At 69.4% G+C, this 20,003-nt stretch carries 22 protein-coding genes; 11 read left to right on the forward strand and 11 right to left on the reverse strand.

Features of this window, described 5'->3' with window-relative positions; genetic code table 11:
- Nucleotides 1-47: 47 nt before the first annotated feature.
- Nucleotides 48-2,234, forward strand: coding sequence for a primosomal protein N' (locus tag BLT59_RS12470; protein ID WP_091779993.1), 2,187 nt, complete (start codon nucleotides 48-50; stop codon nucleotides 2,232-2,234).
- Nucleotides 2,235-2,411: 177 nt separating this feature from the next.
- Nucleotides 2,412-2,774 carry a SpoIIAA family protein gene (locus tag BLT59_RS12475; RefSeq protein ID WP_091779996.1) on the forward strand — a complete coding sequence of 121 codons (363 nt, stop codon included), beginning with the start codon at nucleotides 2,412-2,414 and terminating at the stop codon, nucleotides 2,772-2,774.
- Nucleotides 2,775-2,780: 6 nt separating this feature from the next.
- Here BLT59_RS12475 and BLT59_RS12480 read toward each other — a convergent pair whose 3' ends face one another.
- From BLT59_RS12480 to BLT59_RS12510, 6 genes are all read right to left on the reverse strand, one after another.
- Nucleotides 2,781-3,170, reverse strand: coding sequence for a hypothetical protein (locus BLT59_RS12480; protein WP_091780000.1), 390 nt, complete (start codon nucleotides 3,168-3,170; stop codon nucleotides 2,781-2,783).
- Between the two features lie 441 nt (nucleotides 3,171-3,611).
- On the reverse strand, nucleotides 3,612-3,818 hold the full coding sequence (locus BLT59_RS12490) for a Trm112 family protein (RefSeq protein ID WP_091780006.1): 207 nt from the start codon (nucleotides 3,816-3,818) through the stop codon (nucleotides 3,612-3,614).
- 12 nt (nucleotides 3,819-3,830) lie between these two features.
- Nucleotides 3,831-4,496 (reverse strand): LON peptidase substrate-binding domain-containing protein, encoded by a 666-nt coding sequence (locus BLT59_RS12495; protein ID WP_091780009.1) that lies wholly within the window; start codon nucleotides 4,494-4,496, stop codon nucleotides 3,831-3,833.
- A gap of 49 nt (nucleotides 4,497-4,545) precedes the next feature.
- Entirely contained in the window at nucleotides 4,546-5,460 is a 915-nt protein-coding gene (trxA, locus tag BLT59_RS12500; protein WP_091780012.1) for a thioredoxin, read from the reverse strand.
- Between the two features lie 82 nt (nucleotides 5,461-5,542).
- Nucleotides 5,543-6,010 carry a hypothetical protein gene (locus BLT59_RS12505; RefSeq protein WP_091780017.1) on the reverse strand — a complete coding sequence of 156 codons (468 nt, stop codon included), beginning with the start codon at nucleotides 6,008-6,010 and terminating at the stop codon, nucleotides 5,543-5,545.
- Nucleotides 6,011-6,133: 123 nt separating this feature from the next.
- Nucleotides 6,134-7,162: a glutathione S-transferase family protein gene (locus BLT59_RS12510; protein ID WP_091780260.1), complete on the reverse strand. Its 1,029-nt coding sequence runs from the start codon at nucleotides 7,160-7,162 to the stop codon at nucleotides 6,134-6,136.
- 261 nt (nucleotides 7,163-7,423) lie between these two features.
- Here BLT59_RS12510 and BLT59_RS12515 point away from each other — a divergent pair, with 261 nt between their 5' ends.
- Complete coding sequence (locus BLT59_RS12515; RefSeq protein WP_091780020.1) at nucleotides 7,424-7,648, forward strand: hypothetical protein; 225 nt, start codon at nucleotides 7,424-7,426, stop codon at nucleotides 7,646-7,648.
- Here the strand turns inward: BLT59_RS12515 and BLT59_RS12520 are convergent.
- A complete protein-coding gene (locus BLT59_RS12520; RefSeq protein WP_091780023.1) occupies nucleotides 7,642-8,610 on the reverse strand; it encodes an alginate O-acetyltransferase AlgX-related protein in 969 nt (322 codons plus the stop codon). The genes BLT59_RS12515 and BLT59_RS12520 overlap by 7 nt on opposite strands.
- 73 nt (nucleotides 8,611-8,683) lie before the next feature.
- Between BLT59_RS12520 and BLT59_RS12525 the strand changes: the two genes are divergently transcribed.
- The 4 genes from BLT59_RS12525 (at nucleotide 8,684) to BLT59_RS12545 (ending at nucleotide 12,988) form a co-directional block, all read left to right on the forward strand.
- The gene (locus BLT59_RS12525; RefSeq protein ID WP_348272287.1) at nucleotides 8,684-9,799 is read left to right on the forward strand and encodes an SPL family radical SAM protein; all 1,116 of its coding nucleotides are present in this window, start codon (nucleotides 8,684-8,686) and stop codon (nucleotides 9,797-9,799) included.
- Between the two features lie 26 nt (nucleotides 9,800-9,825).
- The gene (locus tag BLT59_RS12530) at nucleotides 9,826-10,344 is read left to right on the forward strand and encodes a 2'-5' RNA ligase family protein (RefSeq protein ID WP_091780026.1); all 519 of its coding nucleotides are present in this window, start codon (nucleotides 9,826-9,828) and stop codon (nucleotides 10,342-10,344) included.
- A 31-nt stretch (nucleotides 10,345-10,375) separates the two neighbouring features.
- A complete protein-coding gene (locus BLT59_RS12535; protein ID WP_091780029.1) occupies nucleotides 10,376-11,134 on the forward strand; it encodes a phosphatase PAP2 family protein in 759 nt (252 codons plus the stop codon).
- A gap of 555 nt (nucleotides 11,135-11,689) precedes the next feature.
- Entirely contained in the window at nucleotides 11,690-12,988 is a 1,299-nt protein-coding gene (locus BLT59_RS12545; RefSeq protein WP_091780031.1) for a Gfo/Idh/MocA family protein, read from the forward strand.
- Between the two features lie 6 nt (nucleotides 12,989-12,994).
- Here the strand turns inward: BLT59_RS12545 and flgH are convergent, their stop codons facing one another.
- Genes flgH through flgF form a run of 4 tightly spaced genes read right to left on the reverse strand, consistent with a single transcriptional unit; the run spans nucleotide 12,995 to nucleotide 16,496 of the window.
- Complete coding sequence (flgH, locus tag BLT59_RS12550; protein WP_091780034.1) at nucleotides 12,995-13,744, reverse strand: flagellar basal body L-ring protein FlgH; 750 nt, start codon at nucleotides 13,742-13,744, stop codon at nucleotides 12,995-12,997.
- A 36-nt stretch (nucleotides 13,745-13,780) separates the two neighbouring features.
- A complete protein-coding gene (gene flgA / locus BLT59_RS12555) occupies nucleotides 13,781-14,905 on the reverse strand; it encodes a flagellar basal body P-ring formation chaperone FlgA (RefSeq protein ID WP_244513962.1) in 1,125 nt (374 codons plus the stop codon).
- A gap of 46 nt (nucleotides 14,906-14,951) precedes the next feature.
- Nucleotides 14,952-15,743, reverse strand: a complete 792-nt coding sequence (gene flgG, locus BLT59_RS12560) for a flagellar basal-body rod protein FlgG (RefSeq protein ID WP_091780037.1) — start codon at nucleotides 15,741-15,743, stop codon at nucleotides 14,952-14,954.
- A gap of 12 nt (nucleotides 15,744-15,755) precedes the next feature.
- The gene (gene flgF / locus BLT59_RS12565; protein WP_091780040.1) at nucleotides 15,756-16,496 is read right to left on the reverse strand and encodes a flagellar basal-body rod protein FlgF; all 741 of its coding nucleotides are present in this window, start codon (nucleotides 16,494-16,496) and stop codon (nucleotides 15,756-15,758) included.
- Between the two features lie 255 nt (nucleotides 16,497-16,751).
- On the opposite strand from flgF, the gene fliL reads away from it, so the two are divergent.
- The 4 genes from fliL (at nucleotide 16,752) to BLT59_RS12585 (ending at nucleotide 19,992) form a co-directional block, all read left to right on the forward strand.
- Nucleotides 16,752-17,303, forward strand: a complete 552-nt coding sequence (fliL, locus tag BLT59_RS12570) for a flagellar basal body-associated protein FliL (RefSeq protein ID WP_091780043.1) — start codon at nucleotides 16,752-16,754, stop codon at nucleotides 17,301-17,303.
- Nucleotides 17,304-17,367: 64 nt separating this feature from the next.
- Nucleotides 17,368-18,585 carry a flagellar motor switch protein FliM gene (gene fliM, locus BLT59_RS12575; protein WP_091780047.1) on the forward strand — a complete coding sequence of 406 codons (1,218 nt, stop codon included), beginning with the start codon at nucleotides 17,368-17,370 and terminating at the stop codon, nucleotides 18,583-18,585.
- 19 nt (nucleotides 18,586-18,604) lie between these two features.
- Entirely contained in the window at nucleotides 18,605-19,135 is a 531-nt protein-coding gene (locus BLT59_RS12580) for a DUF6468 domain-containing protein (RefSeq protein ID WP_091780050.1), read from the forward strand.
- A 53-nt stretch (nucleotides 19,136-19,188) separates the two neighbouring features.
- Complete coding sequence (locus tag BLT59_RS12585) at nucleotides 19,189-19,992, forward strand: MotE family protein (protein ID WP_091780269.1); 804 nt, start codon at nucleotides 19,189-19,191, stop codon at nucleotides 19,990-19,992.
- The last annotated feature ends 11 nt before the right edge of the window (nucleotides 19,993-20,003 follow it).

Genomic DNA, 20,003 nt, shown 5'->3' on the forward strand with positions numbered 1-20,003 from the left:
CGCGCCTATGGTACGGACCCGGAACGGACCCGCCCGAAAAGCCCTGCATGCCCGTCGTTGCCGAGATCCTGATCCCGCTCGCCCTGGATGCGCCCTACAGCTACGTGGCGCCGGTCGGGCTCGACCTCGCCGCGGGCGATGTGGTTCAGGTGCCCCTCGGACCGCGCGAGATCGTCGGGGTCGTCTGGGGCGTGGCCGAGACCGCCGGCGGCTCCAACCTGCGGCCGGTGACCGGCCGCCTGCCCTACCCGCCGCTCTCGGAGCCTCTGCGCAGCCTCGTCGACTGGATCGCCCGCTACACATTGGCGCCGAAGGGCTCAGCGCTGGCTATGGTCTTGCGCCTTCCCGACGAAGCGGCGGCCGGCGAGACCGCCCGGGTCGCCGTGCGCGTCACCGACAAGCCCCCGGCCCGGCCGACCCCGGCCCGCACGAAGGTCCTGGCGGTCGCCGCCGACGGCGCGCTGCGCGGCAAGAGCGCGCTCGCCAAAGAGGCCGGCGTCTCGCTCTCGGTGGTCGACGGGCTCATCGACGACGGCGCCCTGGAGACCGTGGCGGTGGCGCCCGAGCCGGTCGCACCGCGGCCCGACCCGGACTTCCCGCGGGCGCCGCTCTCGCCCGCCCAGGCCGAGGCGGTGGCGGCCCTGGTCGCCCCCTTCCCGTGGGACGGGCCGCAGGAACAGGAAGCCGATCTCAGGCCGGTTCTGCTGGAGGGCGTCACCGGCTCGGGCAAGACCGAGGTCTATTTCGAGGCGGTGGCGGCCTGCATCCGCGCCGAGCGTCAGGCGCTGATCCTGATGCCCGAGATCGCCCTGACGGCGCAGTTCCTCGACCGGTTCGCGGCCCGGTTCGGGGTCCGGCCAGCCGCGTGGCATTCCGGGATCGGCGGCAAGCGGCGCGAGCGCCTGCGGGCGGCAGTGGCCGAGGGCGAGGCCCTGGTCGTGGTCGGCGCGCGCTCCGCCCTGTTCCTCCCCTTCGCGCGGCTCGGCCTGATCGTGGTCGATGAGGAGCACGAGACCGCCTACAAGCAGGAGGACGGCGTTCACTACCACGCCCGCGACATGGCGGTGGTGCGCGGGCGCCTGGAGGCCTGCCCGGTCGTGCTGACCTCGGCCACGCCCGCCATCGAGACCCGCGTCAATGCCGCGCGGGGGCGCTACCGGCACGTCCTGCTCCCAGAGCGCTTCGGCGGGCGGCGCCTGCCCGACATCGCGGCGATCGACATGCGCCTCGACCAGCCCGAGCGCGGTCGCTTCCTGAGCCCGCCGCTGGTCAACGCCGTGAAGAGTACCCTGGAGCGCGGCGAGCAGGCGCTCCTCTTCCTCAACCGCCGGGGCTACGCGCCGCTGACCCTCTGCCGCGCCTGCGGCCACCGCTACCAGTGCAAGAACTGCTCGACCTGGCTCGTGGAGCACCGGTTCCGACGGGCGCTGGTCTGCCACCAGTGTGGCTACGCGGAGCGCAGGCCGGAAGCCTGCACCGAGTGCGGCACCTTCGACAATCTCACCGCCTGCGGGCCCGGCGTCGAGCGCATCGCCGAGGAGGCCGCCGAGATGTTCCCGGACCGTCGTATCGTGGTCCTGTCGAGCGACTTCCCCGGCGGCGCCGAGCGCCTGCGGCAGGAACTCGAAGCGGTGGCGGCCGGCGCGTGCGACGTCGTGATCGGCACGCAGCTCGTGGCCAAGGGCCACAATTTCCCGTTCCTGACCCTGGTGGGCGTCCTCGACGCCGATATCGGCCTGACTTCGGGCGATCCGCGGGCGGCGGAGCGCACCTTTCAGCTGCTCCAGCAGGTGACCGGCCGGGCTGGCCGCGGCGAGAAGCCCGGGCGCGCCCTCGTCCAGACCTACCAGCCGGACCATCCGGTGATCGCGGCCCTGCTCTCGGGCGATGCTGAACGCTTCTACGCGGAGGAGATCCAAGCCCGGGAGGCGGCTGGACTCCCGCCCTTCGGGAGACTCGCGGCCCTGATCGTCTCGGCGAGCGAGCGCGAGGTTGCAGAGGCACACGGGCAGGCCCTCGCCCGCGCCGCCGAGCCCCCGGAGGGCGTGATGGTGCTGGGGCCTGCCGAGGCGCCGCTGGCCCTGGTGCGCGGCCGCTACCGCTTCCGCCTCCTCGTGAAGACCGAGCGCAACGTCGACCTCCAAGCCTATCTGCGCGCCTGGATCGCCCGGGGCCCGAAGGTTCGCGGCAACGTCCGGGTCGCCATCGATGTCGACCCGCAGAGCTTTTTGTAGGACACTTCGCAGGCTTCCCGGCAACGTGGACGCCGGTTCACCGTCGGAAAGTACGCCAGAGCCAGGGTTCGAAGCCATACCGCATCGCGACGGGATCGGGTATGGCTCAGGTCACGGGCGGCGGACCCTGGCCGGTTTCCGGCCACGGGACGGATGCGGTTCCCGAAGGAGCGATCAGTGCTGACCTACACCAAGACGCCGGATTCGAACGTTGCCGAGATCGTGGTCGACGGCAAGATCACCGACGAGGAGATGAGCGCGGCGATGACCGCGATGAAGGCAGACCTCGACAAGGGCGGCAAGATCAAGCTGCTCGAGGATATCCGCGCCTTCGAGGGCATGGAGCCGGCGGCCTTCTTCAAGGATCCGCGCTTCGGCTTCTCGATGATGAAGAGCGTCAGCCATGTCGCCCTGGTGACGGACGCCCCCTGGCTGAAGGCGCTGGCCGAAACCTTCAACTTCGTTTCGCCGACCCAGATCAAGGTGTTCGAGCGCGCCCGCATCGACGAGGCGCGCACTTGGCTCGCTGCGGCAGCCTGAGGCGCTTCAATCGGCCTGCGCGGTACGGGTGTCGCTGCGCCGCGCGGTCCAGTGCCCGGAGCACAGGGACGAAACCTTCCAGGTGCCGGCGCCGCTGCCGGCCTGGAGCCGCCCAGTGCCGGTGCCGCTTGCCGTTCCGTTGCTGACGATGAGCCCGACGCTGCCGTCGGCTCCGACATGGCCGTTGACCCGAGCCCCGGCGGCGGCCGAGGTGAGCTGAACCTGACCCTCCCGGATCGTGAGCGCGTAGGAATAGCGGGCACTGCACAGGCCGCTTTCCGTCACCAGCTCCACCGACCAGCGCCCGTTATGCGCGCTCGGCGCCGCGTGGGCGGGCATGCACATCGGAAGAGACAGGCCGGCGGCGAGGGCCGCAGCCGAGGTCAGCTTGATCATTCGGGGCAATCTTTCAGCGAATCGGACGCCGCGCAGGACGGCGTGTGCGGTCAGAATCAACGGTCGGGGATGACTCGACGCTGAACGATAGAAGCGGCAAGAGTATGACCGCAACGCTCCCGTTCAAGACAGGTTACGGACGACGATCGCTTCAGAAATAGTCAAGCTTGATGTCGGCGATGCTGTTGCCCGATCTGCCGGCCGGGATCCGGTGTTGCCCCTGGTCGCGGAGGGACCGGAACGAGGCGCAGGTCTCGAGGCCAAGTTCCAGGGCTGCAATGCGCTCTCGGAAGCGCAGTTGCGGTTGATCCCGAGCGTTCCGGGCCCCGCCTTCGTTCATGGCGCAGCGAAGCGATCCAGCATGCCACGGCCGAACGGCACGCGAGGCCCAGAGCCGCTTCGCTGGCGATGATGGGAGCTAGCGAAGCGACGGTATTGGTCTCAATCCGTCAGCTGACGGGCTTCCTCCGGAAGCATGATCGGGATTCCGTCACGGATCGGGTAGGCGAGCTTCGCCGAGCGGCTGATCAGCTCCTGCCGGGCCGAGTCGTATTCCAGGGTGCCCTTGGTCAGCGGGCAAACCAGGATCTCCAAGAGCTTCGGATCGACGCGGGTCGCCTCGACGGTGGCGGTGAGGTCGTTGGACATCGATTGCGCAACCTATTGCATCGGCGACTCGGGACCCGAGCCGCGAACCAGTTCCATCTGCGTGACCGCGATCAGGATCTCGGCCCGGGTCTTCAGGTCGGGAGCCTCTAGCATCGCCTGCTTCTCGCGCACGCCGAACGGGCTCATCATGCACAGGGCGTTGACCAGCGCCTCGTCGGGCGCCTCGTCGATCCCGGCCCAGTCCACCTTGAGGTCGTTCGACTCCACGAAATCGCGCAGCGCCTTGAGGACGCCGTCACGGTCGACTTGCTCCTCGCCCGCCCGCGGCTCGAAGTCCACCGCGAACTCGTCGTAGGAGACATGGCAGCGACGATAGGGGCCGACCGAGGCCAGCTCGCTCTCGACCCGGAACCGGGTGATTCCCGTGAGGGAGATCAGGTACCGGCCGTCGCCGGTCTCGGCATACTGGGTCACGCGACCCGCGCAGCCGACGCGGTAGAGCTTCGGGTTCGCCCCGCTCGAACCCTCCGGGTCGGGCTGGATCATCCCGATGATCCGGTCCGTGCGCATGGCATCGTCGACCATGGCGAGGTAGCGCGGCTCGAAGATGTTCAGCGGCATCTGCCCCCGCGGCAGCAGCAACGCGCCTGACAGCGGGAAGACTGGGATGACGGCGGGGCAATCCGCAGGGCCCTTGTAGCTCGCATGGGTGCTCATGGCGCCTCCCGGAGGGGCCGATTGGTGGGCCGGAGCGCGAGCCGGCGCCTCACGAGAACAGAAGCGCCGAGAGCTTGCGCCGCCCGCGGATCGTGTCGGGATCCATCACACCCCAGGCCTCGAAGAACTGCAGCAGCTGCTTGCGCGCCCCGTCCTCGTTCCAGTCCTTGTCGCGCCTGCGCAACTCGATCAGGTGATCGACGGCCTGGCCGCGTTCGCCTTTTGCCGCGAGCCCCAGCGCGAGGTCGAAGCGCGCCTGATGGGCATCCGGATTGGCCTCCACCTCCCTCTGCAAGCCGGCAAGATCGCCTAGCGCGGCGGCCTGCTCGGCGAGTTCGAGGGCGGCGCGAATACCGACGAGGGCCGGGTCGCCGGCCTTCGCCTCCGGAACCATCGCCAGGACGCGCTTGGCGTTCTCGATCTCGCCCGCGTCGAGCTGCATCTTGGCGAGGCCGGCCAGCGCCGTGACATTGTCGGGCTGCTGCTCCAGGACCGCCGCATAGATCTCGGCGGCGCCGGCCAGGTCACCTTCCTCGATCAGGGCGGCGGCATCGGCGAGGGCCGCCTCGAGCGGATCCTGCTGAGGGCCGGCCACACGCCCGATCAGCTCCTTGATCTGGCTCTCAGGAACCGCGCCCATGAAGCCGTCGACCGGCTGTCCCTTCTGGAAGACGATAACCGCCGGGATTGACTGGATGCCGAGCTGACCCGCGATCGAGGGATGCTCGTCGATGTTCATCTTCGCCAAGACGACCGCGCCCGCCGCCTCCCGGACCACTTTCTCCAGAACCGGCGTGAGTTGCTTGCACGGGCCGCACCAGGGCGCCCAGAAATCGACCAGAACCGGCCGGTGCATCGACTCGGCGATAACATCCTGACGGAAGCTCGCGGTGGTCGTGTCCTTGATGAGGGGGCCGGTGTCGCCGGCCGGGGCACCGCCCGCAGCGAGGGTGTCGTTGAGCATCGGTCTGGCTTCGGAACCTTTTTCGTGGAGCCCCTTAAATGGGGCTTCCGCTTCGATCTGACCAGTCCAAAGGCTGGTGGCCTCAACGCGTCGGCGCGGAACTCGGGGCGCCGGTCGCCGCTTTGGCGGCGGTCACGAACGTGCCCGCGAAGGGACGCCCGTCGGCCGCGTTGGCCTCGCAGGTAATCGCGGTTCGGCCGGGTTCGGGGGTGGAGAATCGGCAGGCTCCGATCGCGAGGATCGGGCCGCCGTCCTTGCCTGTCGTGACGACGTTGATCGGCTGTAGCGGATCGGTCTCCTCGGTGGCTTCCTGCTGGGCGCCATTTCCACTGAAGCTGAGGGTCTGGCCGTCCGTCGTGGTGAAGTCGAAGCTTGTGCGGTTGCGGCTCACCGCATTCGTGAGGACGTTGCTGCAGGAGCTGCTCAGATCCTGCGTGGCGATCACGAGCTTCACGCAGGTCCCTTCCAGCCGCAGGGCCGCCTGGGCGTGCGCTCCGGAGGGCAGGCTGACGAGGGCGCAGAGCAGCGCGAGGCGCAGGCTGTTGGTCATGGCGTGTCGGGCATCCTCCGGTTGAGAGCCGAACTAGGCGCGACGCGTCCGCCGTCGAGGGCGACGACACATAGTCGGGCCGCAGATAGGTCAGCACCATGCTGACCGACCCCTCTCCGTCTGTCAGGGCGCAGCGCGCTGAGATGCGGAGAATCCAGATCCGCGACAACCGCGCTCAGCCGAAAACCTCAGGGCGCGATCGTGCGGGGCGGCGAAGTTCAGATCCGGTCCGAGGGGCACGATCCCAGTCGGATTGATGGTCGAGTGACTCTCGTAATAATGCCGCTTGATGTGTGTCAGATCGACCGTCGGTGCGACGCCGGGTAGCGCGTAGAGATCACGCAGGTAGTTCGAGAGGTTCGGATAGTCGGCGATCCGGCGCTTGTTGCACTTGAAGTGCCCGACATAGACCGCATCGAACCGCACCAGCGTGGTGAACAGGCGGATATCGGCCTCGGTCAGCCGCTCTCCGCACAGATAGCGGCTGCGATCAAGCCGCACTTCCAGCGCGTCGAGTTCCGCAAACAGGGCGTCGAAGGCGTCGGCGTAGGCCTCCTGCGTCGTCGCGAAGCCCGCCTTGTAGACGCCGTTGTTCACGCGATCGTAGACCCGGGCATTCACAGTGTCGATCTCGGCACGTAGGTCCGGCGGGTAGAGGTCGGGTCCCGCGCCCCCGAAGGCGTCGTTCAGCATCCGCAGGATTTCGGCGGATTCATTCGATACGATGGTGGCGCGCTGCCGGTCCCAGAGCAACGGCACGGTGACGCGACCGCTGTAGGCGGGATCCGCCGCCACGTAGACCTCGTAGAGGCGCCGTGCGCCGTGGATCGGATCCGGCGTCGCACCGGGCGTGTCACCGAAGACCCAGCCCTCCGCGCCCATATGCGGATCGACCACCGAGACGGAGATCGAATCCTCCAGCCCCTTCAGGGCGCGCCCGATCAGGGTGCGGTGTGCCCAGGGGCAGGCCAGGGATACGTAGAGATGGTAGCGCCCCGCCTCGGCCAGGAAGCCGCCCTCGCCGGAGGGACCGGGTGATCCGTCGGCGGTGACCCAGTTGCGAAAGGCCGAAGCCTTGCGCTCGAAGCGGCCGCCTGTCGCGGCAGTGTCGTACCACTGGTCGCGCCAGATCCCGTCCACGAGGAGGCCCATTGTCGTCTCCGGTTCCACGAGCGATCCGACGGAGATGGGCCACGCCTCGCGCGGGTGAAGACGCACAGGCCACGCCCCGAGGATCACCGGATGCGCGGCCCCCATCCCGGTTTCCGCCGGCCGCGAATTCCGCGCAAGGCTGGCTTGCGCTGACCTGTCTGTTGCAGTGCAGCAAACTTCGCCATCTCTGGCGGCATCCACCCGTCGCCGTGCGCGTGCCGCAGCTGCCCGACCCGGTGGGAGATCGATGGAGGTGAAGTGATGTCGTTCGCGCTGGTGCCCGTCGCCGAGGCGGCCCTGTTCACGTTCGGGTGCTTGGTGATCCATGCCCTTCGGCGCCATGCCGACGTGGTCACGGCGACGCTCGCGTGCCTCGCGACGCTCCTCGTCCTGATGATCGGCATCGCTTACGCGCCGGAATCCTTCGCCAAGTATCAGGCGGCCAGCGTCACCGATTTCGCCCGCCTGGACCCGGCGATCTACTGAGGCACCGCCCCGCGACCAACAGCGCCGAGGCCGCCGGTCCGGAGCTTTGCGAGGCGGCCGCCGGTCCCGCGCTGGCCAGCGACGGCCACGTCGAAATCGTCCTTCGGGAGTTTGGCGAGGAAGCGCTCGGCCAGCTCGAACAGAAGGATGTCGGCGCGCACGCGCTCGATATAGGACCAGTCGAGACTCGACGACCAGACGAAGTGAACCTCGCTGAAGCTCTCGGCGAGCAGCCCGGTCAGCAGGAACGGGTCGAAATGGGCGCAGGAATCACCGAACAGGACGAGGCGGCGCGGATCGGCCGCCGGTGACGGGTTCCGGTAGACGACATGCGCGCCGACATGCACCTCGCGATCGCGCCCTTCCGCCTCGTAGGCGGCAAGCAGCGGCCCGGTCTCGACCCGCGTCGCATCGCGCAGCAGCATGAACCGCTCCAGGCGCTCCCGCGGCCGCTCGGGCAGCTTCTCGCCGAGATCCATGATCTGGTCTGAGACGATGCCCGGACGCGCGCCGATATCGGCGGGCGGGATCGCCCCGAGCGCCCGCATGATCTCGCGATAGGCCAGCAGGCAGCCCTGTGCCGTCCAGTGGGTGTCGGTACGCAGATAGAGCGGCGCCGGGCCGTTGCGGGCGGCGCGGAGCGGGGCGAGGAGATCGAGATAGGCCGGATGCCGGGCGAGGCTCCGGGCCAGACGCCGGGTCGAGGCCTTGCCCGGCGCGTAGCGCAGGCCGTCGGTCTTGTCGTCGTAGACCGACAGCTTCTCCGGTACGATCACGTGGAGGCAGCGGATGCCGAGGCCCTCGGCTCTCCGCGCGCGGTTCTTGATCAGCCGCGTCCAACCGCGCAGTAGCAGCCAGTGCCGCAGACCGCCGCGATACCGGTCCATGACCCTGTTGGTCCCCCCGACGAGGAATAACCAGCCATCGCGGCCGACATGGACGCTCTCCCTGCCTGCAGACATGTCGGTGCTTTAGCCGCACCGCGACCGGCCGACTAGGCCGGACCCGGCGCCGCTCACCACGCGTTCGTCAGGCATGCCGCCCTCGCCCGCCCCGGCCGTCCAGATCCATCATCGCCCGGAGCCCGTCCGCCCGACTCGCCTTTGGCACCCGCGCCGGGTGTTGGTGATGCCGGCCGCCCTGGAGCATGCGCACGGGCGGGCCATGCTGGCGCGTGCCGAAGCGCTGGGCCTGCCCGTGGAACGCCTGTCCTCCAACCGGCTGCCGAGCCCGCGCGAGCCGGATCCCCGCCGGGCCTATGCGGCCGCCAAGGCGACTCTGGCCCTGACGGTCGCGCCGCCGACCAAACTGCGGCTGCAGCCGATTCCGCCTTCGGCCGACTGGCGCTTCGACCTGGCCGAGGGCTGCCCGGCCCATTGCCAGTATTGCTATCTGGCGGGCTCCCTCCAGGGGCCGCCGCTGACCCGCGCCTACGCCAATCTCGCGGCGATCCTGGGCAATCTTGGGGAATATGCCGGGCGCGGCGCGGTGACCTCGACCTCCGCTGAGCGGGCGAACGAGGGGACCACCTTCGAGGCGTCCTGCTACACCGATCCCCTCGGCATCGAGCACCTCACCGGCTCGCTCTCGGCGGCGATCCGGCATTTCGGTGCCTGGAACGCGCCGGTGCAGCTGCGCTTCACCACCAAGTTTGCCGCGATCGGACCGCTCCTCGACCTGCCGCACAACCGGCGCACGCGCATTCGTTTCTCCGTCAACCCGCGGTCGGCCGCGCATTACGAGGGCGGCACCGATCCCCTCGACGCGCGGCTCGCCGCCCTGGGCGAGGCGGCCCGAGCCGGCTATCCGGTCGGCCTGACCATCGCGCCGATCCTGCCGGTCCCGGACTGGGAGGCAGCCTATGCCGGGCTGATCCGCGCCGCCGCCGATGCGCTGGCTGGCGTGCCCGACCTCGACCTTACCGCCGAACTCATCACCCACCGCTTCACGCCCGGCTCGAAGGCGGTCCTGCGCGGCTGGTATCCCGGCTCGGACCTGCCCCTCGACGAGGCCGAGCGCGTCGAGAAGCGCACCAAGTTCGGCTCGGTGAAGCACGTCTTCCCGAAGCCGCTGATGCAGGCGATGCGCGCCCATCTCACCGCCTGCCTCGCCCGCGACCTGCCGGCGGCGCGGGTCCTGTACTGGACCTGAGCGCCCGCGGGCGCCATTTCGGCCCGATGATCGACGCGGCCCCCCTGATCCTGACGCTCGCCTTCGACGAACCGACCTTCGCGCGGTTCGACGGCGAGCGCCGCCGGTACTTCCCCGAAGCCCTGAACCACATCCCGGCCCACGCGACGCTGTTCCACCATCTCCCGGGCGACCGGGAGCGGGGCGTGATCGAAACCATCACCGCCCTCGCCCGCACGGTGCCGCCGCCCGAGGTCGCCGTGACCGGCCTCCGCGTCACCGGCCGAGGCGTCGCCTACGTGCTCGAATCCGAAGCGCTGGTGCGCTTCCGGGCCCGTCTCGCGCAGGAGTTCGCGTCACATCTCACGGCCCAGGACGGTCAGGGCTGGCGTCCTCACGTCACGGTGCAGAACAAGGTATCCCCGGACAAGGCCAGGGCGCTGCACGCCGATCTGTCGGCGGGGTTCGCGCCGTTCCGGTTCTCCGCGCCGGCGACGCTTCTCTGGCGCTATCGCGGTGGTCCCTGGGATGCCGCGGCCTGCCTGCCCTTCGGAGAGAACACCTGATGGCTTTCGTCGCATATCGAGGTCTCGCGTCATGAGGGCGCCGGGCAACCTGCGGCAAAACCGGCTGATCGAGCCCGCCCTGGCGGTGTGGCTGCGGTTGCGCCTGAACGAGGTCGGCCCCCTCGTCGCCCTGCTCTGCCTGAGCATACTCGGCTACGGGTTCTTCTACCTCGCCCATGAGGTCGGTGAGGGATCTACGGCGGCCCTCGACCGCCGGATCCTGCTCGCCCTGCGTAACCCTGCCGATCTCGCCGACCCGATCGGGCCGCCCTGGCTCGAGGAATCGATGCGCGACATCACCGGGCTCGGCAGCGTCTTCACGGTGCTGTTCCTGACCTGCGCGGTGGCGAGCTATCTCGGCGTGTCCGGTCGTCGGCGCATCGGCCTCTACGTCCTGGTCGCCGTGGGCAGCGGCGAACTGGTTTCGACCGTGCTGAAATTCTTCTATCACCGGCCGCGGCCGGACCTCGTGCCCCACGGCATGGAGGTGTTCACGGCGAGCTTCCCCAGTGGCCACGCTACCATGTCGGCCATCGCCTATCTGACCCTTGCGACCCTGATCGCCCGGGTCGAGCGCAACCGGCGCGCCAAGGCGCTGGTCCTGGCCCTCGGCGTCAGCGTGACGCTGCTGGTCGGCCTCAGTCGCATCTATCTCGGCGTGCACTGGCCGAGCGACGTGCTGGCCGGCTGGTGCATCGGCGCGGCCTGGGCGTCCTTATGCTGGTTCGTCGCCCTGCAACTGCAACGGCGCGGCGAGGTCGAGGCGCCGGACCCGCCGCCGCCCGCTTGAACCCGGAGTCAAGGGAAACGCAGGGTTAAACCGGACGGCCGCGTACCGACCGGCATGGATCGCGGTTGTCCGGTCATCCGGGACCATCCGGATCAACCGATCGTGGTCGACCGGTGCCGCACTGCCCGACGCCGAGTGTGCCTCGGCGGCCGGCTGCGTGTTGCAGCCATTCTGCCGGAACTCGGCTGCACAATCCGCGATGTGTCCCTGGACTGGGACGGATCCGCGTGCCCGCCGGAGCCATCCCGCCGGATTGCGTCGAGCTGTTCATGCCCCGCTGCGGCGAGACCCGGCGCGCCTTCGTGGCTTGGGGGCGGATGAGACGCTCGGCCGAGGCTTTGCCGACACCCTCGCGGCCACGGAGCCTGAGGCGATCGCGCGTCGGCTCACCGCCGGTGAGGCAGAGGTGGCGCGTCTGCGCGCCGCGCTCCATGACGGAAACAGCCCGGACCCGGGCCGCGTTCACTGAGGGCGTGGTTCCGCTCTCGGTGGTTTCCGGCCCACGCGGCGGCGCCCCGGGCGCAGACCTTCCGATCCGGCAATACGGCGAGGCACATGGCGGACGACACCCGGCTCTCACGACGCAATCTTCTCGCGACCGGGGGCGCCCTGGCCGGCGCCGCGATGGCCGGCGGCGCGCAGGCCGCCCCGCCGGCCCCGTCCGTTCCGGCCGATACCGGCGCCGTGCAGGGTGGACGGGTGATGTTCCCGAACTGGCGCGGCTCCGGGGACAGGCCGCCCGCCCCCAGCCCGGCGCCGCAGCCGCCGGGCCAGCGGGTCGGCTACTGCGTGGTCGGTCTCGGACGCCTGAGCCTCGATGAAATCCTGCCGGCCTTCGGCGAGACCAAGCGCGCCCGCCTCGCCGCGGTGATGTCAGGTTCTCCCGAAAAGGCGAAGCTCGTGGCCCGGCAATACGGGCTGCCGGACGATTCCGTCTACGGCTATGACGAATGGGATCGGCTGAAGGCCAATCCGAACGTCCAGGCGGTCTACATCGTCACGCCGAACGGCGTGCACCGGGACAACGTCGTGGCGGCCGCGGCGGTAGGCAAGCAGGTCCTCTGCGAGAAGCCGATGGCGGTGACCTCGGACGAGTGCCGCGAGATGATCGGCGCCTGCGCGAAGGCCGGCGTCAAGCTGATGATCGCCTACCGGTGCCAGTACGAGCCTCACAACCGGGCCGTGATCAAGCTCGCCCGCTCGGGCGAGTTCGGCCGGCCCCGGCTGATCCAGGCCTTCAACGGCCAGACCACGGGATTGCCAGAGCAGTGGCGCCTGCGGAAGGCGCTGGCGGGGGGCGGCTCTCTGCCGGATATCGGGCTCTACTGCCTGAACACGACCCGCGCGATCATGGGCGAGGAGCCCAACCTGATCCAAGCCCAGATTCATTCACCGCCGGACGATCCCAAGTACCGCGAGGTCGAGGAGACGGTGAGCTTCACGCTGCACTTCCCGTCCGGCGTGATCGCGCAGTGCCTGTCGAGCTACGGTGTCTACGAGGCGCGGAGCCTGACCCTGCATACCGGGACGGCCTCTGTCGATCTCCAGAACGCCTTCGCCTACCAGGGCCAGCGCCTGACCATCGGACACCGCGATGGCAAGAACGCCGCCCGGGACGAGAAAATCCTCAGTCCCAGGAACCAGTTCGCCCTGGAGCTGGATCATTTCGCGCGGTGCGTCCAGGAGAACCTGCAGCCCCGCACCCCCGGTGAGGAGGGTCTGCAGGATCAGGTTCTCATGGAGGCGATCTACGAGTCCGCCCGGACCGGCGCGCCGGTCAAGGTCGGGCCGCCTCCCGGCGCCGGCGCCGGCCTGGATGTCACCCGTGGGCCGGAGCCGGAGGAGCCGGGCTGAGATGCCTCAGAACGGCAGCAGGATGTCGACGAGCTGCTGGCCGTAGCGCGGCTGCTGAACGTCGGTGATCTGGCCCCGGCCGCCATAGGCGATCCGGGCCTGGGCGATCTTGGTCGAGTCGATCGTGTTGTCGGATTCGATGTCCTCCGGCCGCACCACGCCGGCGACGATCATCTCGCGGACCTCGAAATTCACCCGGATCTCCTGCTTGCCCTCGACCACGAGGTTGCCGTTGGGCAGGACCTGGGTGACCACCGCGGCGACGTTGGTGGTGACTGTCTCGGCGCGCTGGACAGAGCCGGCCCCGTCATTGGCGGTCGCCGAGGTGGCGGAGAGCAGCGCCGTGCTGCCGACGCCGAAGGATTTGCCCACCGCGTTGTTCTCCAGTCCGAGGGCATTCGGCAGGCCGAAGCTCTCGGTGTTGGCCCGTGAGCGCTTGGTCTCGTTGCTGATGTTCGCCTGATCGGTGACATTGACCTTCACGGTCAGGAGGTCGCCGAGCCGGGCGGCGCGCTGGTCCTTGAAGAAGGCGCGCGAGCCGGTGCGCCAGAGCGAGTTCGGGGCAAATGAGACCGGCTGCACGTCCGGCATCGGCATCCGCACCGGCTTGTAGCCCGGCTGGCTGGTCGGATCCTCGATCGCCGACAGAGCCGGGGTCGCGCCGATCTGCGAGAGGCGGTCGGCAGTGTTGCAGGCACCGAGCGCGCCGGCAATCACAGCGGCGGCGAGCGGGTTCAGGACGATGCGACGGGCCATCGGGCAATCACTCTTCGACGCGTGCGGGGCGGGCGGTCAGCGCAGGGAGGCGGTCGCCCGGACGGGGGCGGCGCCGGCGGCCTGCTGAGCCGCGGGGCTGGGGCTTACCGAGACTCGGCCGGGGCCGATCACGGTGGCCTGCAGGACCTTCTTGGAGGCGACGTTGACGACGTTGACGACGGCGCCCATGCGGCCGGAATCGTTGGACAGGCCGCGCATCGACAGGCTGATGCTCGGCGTCTCGTAAACGATGGTCACGTTCTCGCCGCGCGCGACCAGTTCAGGCGGGGCGGTGTCGGTGACCCGCAGCACGGTGCCGGCCGAGAGCGTGTTCTGGGCGATCTCGCCGAGGATCGTCGTGGCGCTCCCCTGTGCGTCCGGGGCGACGGCGTCGCGCGGACGCCGCTCCAGGGCGACATCACCTTCCTTCACCGGCTCGCCGCGGTTAAGGTTCCGGGTGAGCACGGCTACCTCGCGCAGCTCCACGACCACGCCGGAGACACGCAGGGAGGCCTGCCGCTCGCCCAGACTGACCAGGCCCGCGACCCGGCGCGTCCGCGGATCGTAGGTCAGGTCCAGGGCCGCGGCCTGACCTTCGAGGTCCATCGGAGCGAGCAGGGTCGGGCCGTCCCCGTCGAAGCGGACCGCGACGGTGCGGGGGTTGAGCCCGTAGCCGGTCTCGAGGCTAAGCTTGAGTGCCGCTTCGATCTCCGGGGGGCCGATGCGGCGGGCGGCGCGCTGCACGGCGATCTGCATCCTTCCGCCGGTCTCCAGGCCGTTGAGCCCCAGGGCTGCCGCCGCGTCGAGGATGCGGCGGGTCTGGATCGTCCCCGTTGCTCCGAGCGCCGGCGAGCGGAACAGCGGACGCGTGGCCAGGCGCTCCGGTGCGCCCTCCACCAGATCGGCCAGCGTCAGGACGTCGCCGCGGGCGGTGACGTCGCCGCGCAGCCTCAGCTCGTCCGCCCGTGCCATGGCGGGGATCGCCAGGGCGCCGAGGACCGCGAAGGTGAGGAAGGCCAGCACCGCGCGCAGGATGACGGCGGAGCCGAGGGGCATCACCCGCGGCGGGACGCGTCGGACGATCGGACTGATGTCGGTTCCCTTCGCCGCGCCTATGCGAGGCAGGTCGAGGGTCTCGAAATCGGGATGATCGGAATGCATGCCGGCATACATGTTCAGGGGCCTGAAGCGGGTGCGGGTCGCGCGGTTAGCTGCGGAACATCTGCGTCGTGGTGGAGAGCATCTGGTCGGCCGCGGTGACGACCTTCGAGTTCATCTCGTAGGCGCGCTGCGCGGCGATCAGGGAGGAGATCTCCGTGACGGCGTTCACGTTCGCCTCTTCCAGGTAGCTCTGCTGGAGGTTGCCGAAGCCGTCGGCGCCCGGCAGGCCGCTGATCGCCTGTCCGGAGGCCGCGGTCTCGACGAACAGGTTGTCGCCGATCGACTCGAGGCCGACCTTGTTGACGAAGCGCGACAGCTGGAACTGGCCCAGCGCCTGCGGCGCTGTCTGGCCAGGAATGGTCGCCTGCACGGTGCCCGTGGCACTGATCGTTACCGAAGTCGCGTTCTGCGGCACGGTGATCGCCGGATCGAGCAGGTAGCCGTCGCGGGTGACGAGCTGGCCCGAGGCCGAGAGGTCGAAGGAGCCGTCTCGGGAATAGGCGGTGCGTCCGTCCGGCAGCGTCACCCGGAAGAAGCCCTCGCCGCGGATCGCGACGTCGTAATCCTTCTCGGTGGAGGAGAGCGTCCCCTGTGACATCACGCGGGCCGTCGAGGTCGTCTTCACGCCCGAGCCGAGGGCGAGGCCCGCCGGGAGCTGGGTGTTCTGCTGCGAGGTCGAGGCGCCGGCCCGGCGCAGGTTCTGGTAGAGCAGGTCCTGGAAATGCACCTGCTGGCGCTTGTAGCCGGTGGTGCGCAAATTCGCGATGTTGTTGGAGATGACCTGGACGTTGAGTTCCTGGGCCGCCATGCCGGTGGCGGCGGAGTAGAGCGCGCGCATCGATCCTGCTCCTTACGCGACGTCGGCGAGGCGGCGGATCGCCGTGCCCCGCAGGTCGTCGAGGCGCGAGATCATGCTCGACACCATGGCGTAGGACCGGTTCACGTCCATCAGCCGGGTCATCTCGATCACCGGGCGGACGTTGGAGCGCTCCAGCGATTCGGGCTCCAGGCGCCCATCGATCCCGGCCGGGCGCGCGGGCTCCGGCGAGGCGTAGAGGTTCATCCCCTCATTGGTCAGCCGCTGCGGGTTGGCGAAGGTGACGAGCTTGATCCGCCCGCGAATGCCGAGATTGGTCGACACGGTTCCGTCGGGGCCGATGGCGAGGCCGGTTTCCTGCGGGTTGATGGCGATCGGGCCGCCCTCGCCCACCACCTTGTAGCCGTCGCTGGTGACGAGCGTGCCCTGCGCGTCGATTTCGAGGGCGCCGTTGCGGGTGTAGCGCTCGCCCTGCGGCGACTGAACAGCGATGAACGCCGAGCCCTTGATCGCCACGTTGAGCGGATTGCCGGTTTGCTCGATCGGACCCTGTCCGAGATCGAGGGTGGTGCCCTGGTCGATCACGTAGGAGAGGCGCCGGTCAGGCCGGGCGAACGAATCCGCGCTGGCGACCGGCATCAGGTATTCCTGAAAGCGGGTGTTGCGGGCCTTGAATCCGGTGGTCGAGACGTTCGCCATGTTGTTCGCGATCACGTCCAGCTCGCGCTGGAGCGCCATCTGGCTCGACACGCCGACGAAGAGGGCATTCTGCATCGTGGACTCTGGGACTCGCGGGCCGCGGAGGCGGCAACGATCCATTCAGCATCCGCTGTGCCAAAGCCTGCCGTCTAGGATTATCGTTATCTGAAAATAGTTTAACTGCGATGAGCCGGCGCCGGCGCCAGCGCCGAGGCTGCGCCGCGGCAAACCTGGCCCGGCAGGAATTGCCTGCTTAACGGCACGTTAACCGTGATGCTCCGATATCGAGGTGTACCTGGCGCGCAGTCTCCTGCGAGAGAGCATTATTCCATGGCCAAGACGCCCAAGAAGGCCTCCGCCGAGGAAGGCGAGGCTGCAGACGGTACCCCGAAGAGCAAGAAGAAGCTCATGATCATGGTGGCCGTCGCGGTTCTGGCCTTGGTCGGGGGCGGCGGCGCGGGCGCGTACATGATGATGGGCCACGGCGACGGTAAGGAGGCCGCGCAGGGCGGTGGCCATGGTGGTGGTCACGGCGGCGACAGCAAGGCTGCCGGCCCGGACAGCAAGAAGCCTGTGGTCTTCGTCGATGTGCGGGAGATGCTTCTCAATCTCAGTCCGGAATCGCCGCAGGACAAGGCCCGGTTCGCAAAGGTCCGCATCGCCCTGGAGCTGAAGGACGCGAAGGTCGAGGAGGAAGTGAAGCCGCTGATGCCGCGGGTGGAGGATGCGCTGCAGGTCTACATGCGCGAGCTGCGCGCCAGCGACATCACCAACTCGGTAGGCCTGTTCCGGCTGCGCGAAGAGCTGCTGCGGCGGGTCAACATCGCTCTGTATCCCGCTAAGGTCGACGCGGTGCTCTTCAAGGACGTGATCGTCCAATGAGCGGGCCTGTACCCGCGTCCGTTCCTTCGAAAGCCGCGCCGCGCCGGGCCCTGATCGAGCACGCCTGATGGAACCCGAGGACGAACTTCCCGAGGACGACTGGTCGGCAGCCCTTTTGGAGCAGGGCGCCGAGGGCGGCGACACGTCGCTCGCCGAGGAATGGGGCGCGGCGCTCGCCGAGCAGGGCACCACGCGCAACGCGGGCGACGTCGCCGCCGAATGGGCGACGATGATCGAGGACGGGGAGAGCGACAACCTCCCCGAACTCGCCGGCAACGACCGGGTGCTGAACCAGGACGAGATCGACGGCGTCCTCGGCTTCTCCATGCGCGAACTCTCGGCCTCTGGGGCCGGGGGCGTGCAGGCCATCGTCGATTCGGGCGTCGTCCAGTACGAACGCCTGCCGATGCTGGAGATCGTCTTCGACCGGATGATCCGGTTGCTGTCGACCTCCCTGCGCAACCTGTTCCAGGACAACGTCGAGGTGACCCTCGACAACATCACCTCGGTGCGCTTCGGCGACTATCTCAACGCGATCCCGCTGCCGACGCTTCTGGGCGTGTTCCGGGCCGAGCAATGGGAGAATTCCGGCCTCGTCACGGTCGATTCGAACCTTGCCTACGCGACCTTCGACCTGCTGCTCGGTGGCAAGCGCGGCGGCTCGTCGAGCCGCCTCGACGGGCGCCCGTTCACCGCCATCGAGATGACGTTGGTGCGCCGCCTCGTGGAGATCGTGCTCGGCGACCTGGAGATGTCGTTCCAGCCGCTCTCACCCGTGACCTTCGGCATCGACCGGATCGAGACCAACCCGCGCTTCGCCACCATCACGCGGCCCGGCAACGCCGCAATCCTCATCAGTCTGCGCCTCGACGTCGACGGGCGCGGCGGCATGCTGCAGATCCTGTTTCCCTATGCGACGATCGAGCCGATCCGCGAGCTGCTCACCCAGAGCTTCATGGGCGAGAAGCTCGGCCGCGACCATGTCTGGGAAGGCCATCTCGCCACCGAGATCTGGCAGGCCGACGTGACCATGGAGGCGGTGCTGCACGAGATGATGCTGCCGCTCAAGCAGGTCATGAGCCTGAAGGTCGGCGAGACGCTGATGTTCGAGGCCAAGCCCTCGGACCTCATCACCGTGCGCTGCGGCGACTGGGCGCTGACCCAGGGGCGGATCGGCCGGGTCGACGGGCACATCGCCGTCCAGGTCACGCGGCCGCTCCGCCGCTCGCGCACGACGATCCAGGCCTACGAGGCCTCGATGAACAACCGCTCGGACAGCTAGCGCCGATGAAGGTCCCGTCATGAGTCTCTTCGTCACCCTCGCGGCCGACATCCTGGTCGCCGTCCTCCTGGCGGCGACCATCGTCACGTCCCTCCGCCTCTCGCGCCGCATCGGCCAGATGAAGAGCGACGAGGCCGCGCTCCGCCAGACCATCGGGGACCTGATGGTCGCGACTGGCACGGCCGAGCGGGCCATCGCCGGCCTGCGGGCGACGATCGACGAGGGCGACCGCACCTTGAACGCGAGCCTGGAGAGCGCGACGGTCCGCGCCGCCGAGCTGCGGCTGCAGGTCGAGGCCGGCGAGGGGGTGATCGCCCGCATCGGCGCCATCGTGGCGCAGATGCGCGCTGTGCCGGTCCGGCCCGAGCCCGCGCCGGAGCTGAGGTCCGCGCCGCAGGCGGTCCCCGAGCCGACGCGCGCGCCGGAGATCCCGGCCGAGCGCCGGCCGGAGCACGCCGGTCCGAACGGGGAGCGCCTCGGGTTAGCGGCCGCGGCGGCCCTCGCGATGAGCGAGCGCGCCCTCGCCCGCGTCCGGGCACGCGCCGCGTGACCGGGGTCAAGGCTCCGAAGCTCCCGCCGCCGAAGCCGGATCTTGAGGCGAAGATGCGCCGCGCCGCGACGCCGCTGCGGCGCTCGCGCCTCAAGCCCGTCCGGAAGTTTCGGCTGCGCCTCATCGATGCCGTGGCGCTCGCGGCAGGCGGGCTGCTCGTGCTCAAGCTCCTAAGCCTGCTGCAGGCCGGCCTGCCGGAGAGTGGTGCGCTGCCGGAGTACGGGCGCGCAGTCGTCCGGGCGCGCACCGGCTTCGAGCCCTATGACCCGGTGACGACCGGATCGGTGGGCGCCAAGGAGGCGCCGGCCCCTGCGTCGGACCAGCCGGCCGAAGCGGCGCCATCGCAACCCGCCCCTCCCGCGGCAGGGGCCTCGAACTCCCCCACTGAGCGCCTGCTCCTGGAGAAGCTCGGCGCCCGCCGCGACGCCCTGCGCCAGAAGAGCGACGAGCTGGAGCTGCGCGAGAAGATGCTGGGCGAGGCCGAGCGCAAGCTCGAGACTGGCCTCGGCGACCTCAAGAAGGCCGAGGACAAGGTCGACGCCGTCGCGAAGGCGAAGGAGGAGGCCGAGAAGCAGGGCCTGAAGAACATCGTCACGATGTACGAGGCGATGAAGCCCAAGGACGCCGCCCGGGTGTTCGACCGGCTCGGGCTCGACGTGCTGGTGCCGATCGTGCTGGCCATGAACCCGCGCAAGATGTCCGAAGTCCTGGCGGTGATGCAGCCCGAGACCGCCGAGCGGCTGACCGTGGCGCTCGCCAACCGCGCCCGCGGCGCCGCAGGGGCGCAAGCCCAGGCGGGAACGGGCCTCCCGGCCAACGAGCTGCCGGCGATCGATCCCGGGCAGCCGGCCCGGTAGACTTGCGGCGC

The sequence above is a fragment of the Methylobacterium sp. UNC378MF genome (assembly GCF_900103195.1).
GTDB lineage: Bacteria > Pseudomonadota > Alphaproteobacteria > Rhizobiales > Beijerinckiaceae > Methylobacterium.

Coding starts and splice junctions, on each gene's coding strand:
- BLT59_RS12470 (WP_091779993.1), top strand. CDS start 48: ATGCCCGTCGTTGCCGAGATCCTGATCCCGCTCGCCCTGGATGCGCCC.
- BLT59_RS12480 (WP_091780000.1), bottom strand. CDS start 3,170: ATGATCAAGCTGACCTCGGCTGCGGCCCTCGCCGCCGGCCTGTCTCTT.
- BLT59_RS12490 (WP_091780006.1), bottom strand. CDS start 3,818: ATGTCCAACGACCTCACCGCCACCGTCGAGGCGACCCGCGTCGATCCG.
- BLT59_RS12495 (WP_091780009.1), bottom strand. CDS start 4,496: ATGAGCACCCATGCGAGCTACAAGGGCCCTGCGGATTGCCCCGCCGTC.
- trxA (WP_091780012.1), bottom strand. CDS start 5,460: ATGCTCAACGACACCCTCGCTGCGGGCGGTGCCCCGGCCGGCGACACC.
- BLT59_RS12505 (WP_091780017.1), bottom strand. CDS start 6,010: ATGACCAACAGCCTGCGCCTCGCGCTGCTCTGCGCCCTCGTCAGCCTG.
- BLT59_RS12510 (WP_091780260.1), bottom strand. CDS start 7,162: ATGGGCCTCCTCGTGGACGGGATCTGGCGCGACCAGTGGTACGACACT.
- BLT59_RS12515 (WP_091780020.1), top strand. CDS start 7,424: ATGTCGTTCGCGCTGGTGCCCGTCGCCGAGGCGGCCCTGTTCACGTTC.
- BLT59_RS12520 (WP_091780023.1), bottom strand. CDS start 8,610: ATGTCTGCAGGCAGGGAGAGCGTCCATGTCGGCCGCGATGGCTGGTTA.
- BLT59_RS12525 (WP_348272287.1), top strand. CDS start 8,684: ATGCCGCCCTCGCCCGCCCCGGCCGTCCAGATCCATCATCGCCCGGAG.
- BLT59_RS12530 (WP_091780026.1), top strand. CDS start 9,826: ATGATCGACGCGGCCCCCCTGATCCTGACGCTCGCCTTCGACGAACCG.
- BLT59_RS12535 (WP_091780029.1), top strand. CDS start 10,376: ATGAGGGCGCCGGGCAACCTGCGGCAAAACCGGCTGATCGAGCCCGCC.
- BLT59_RS12545 (WP_091780031.1), top strand. CDS start 11,690: ATGGCGGACGACACCCGGCTCTCACGACGCAATCTTCTCGCGACCGGG.
- flgH (WP_091780034.1), bottom strand. CDS start 13,744: ATGGCCCGTCGCATCGTCCTGAACCCGCTCGCCGCCGCTGTGATTGCC.
- flgA (WP_244513962.1), bottom strand. CDS start 14,905: ATGCATTCCGATCATCCCGATTTCGAGACCCTCGACCTGCCTCGCATA.
- flgG (WP_091780037.1), bottom strand. CDS start 15,743: ATGCGCGCGCTCTACTCCGCCGCCACCGGCATGGCGGCCCAGGAACTC.
- flgF (WP_091780040.1), bottom strand. CDS start 16,496: ATGCAGAATGCCCTCTTCGTCGGCGTGTCGAGCCAGATGGCGCTCCAG.
- fliL (WP_091780043.1), top strand. CDS start 16,752: ATGGCCAAGACGCCCAAGAAGGCCTCCGCCGAGGAAGGCGAGGCTGCA.
- BLT59_RS12580 (WP_091780050.1), top strand. CDS start 18,605: ATGAGTCTCTTCGTCACCCTCGCGGCCGACATCCTGGTCGCCGTCCTC.
- BLT59_RS12585 (WP_091780269.1), top strand. CDS start 19,189: ATGCGCCGCGCCGCGACGCCGCTGCGGCGCTCGCGCCTCAAGCCCGTC.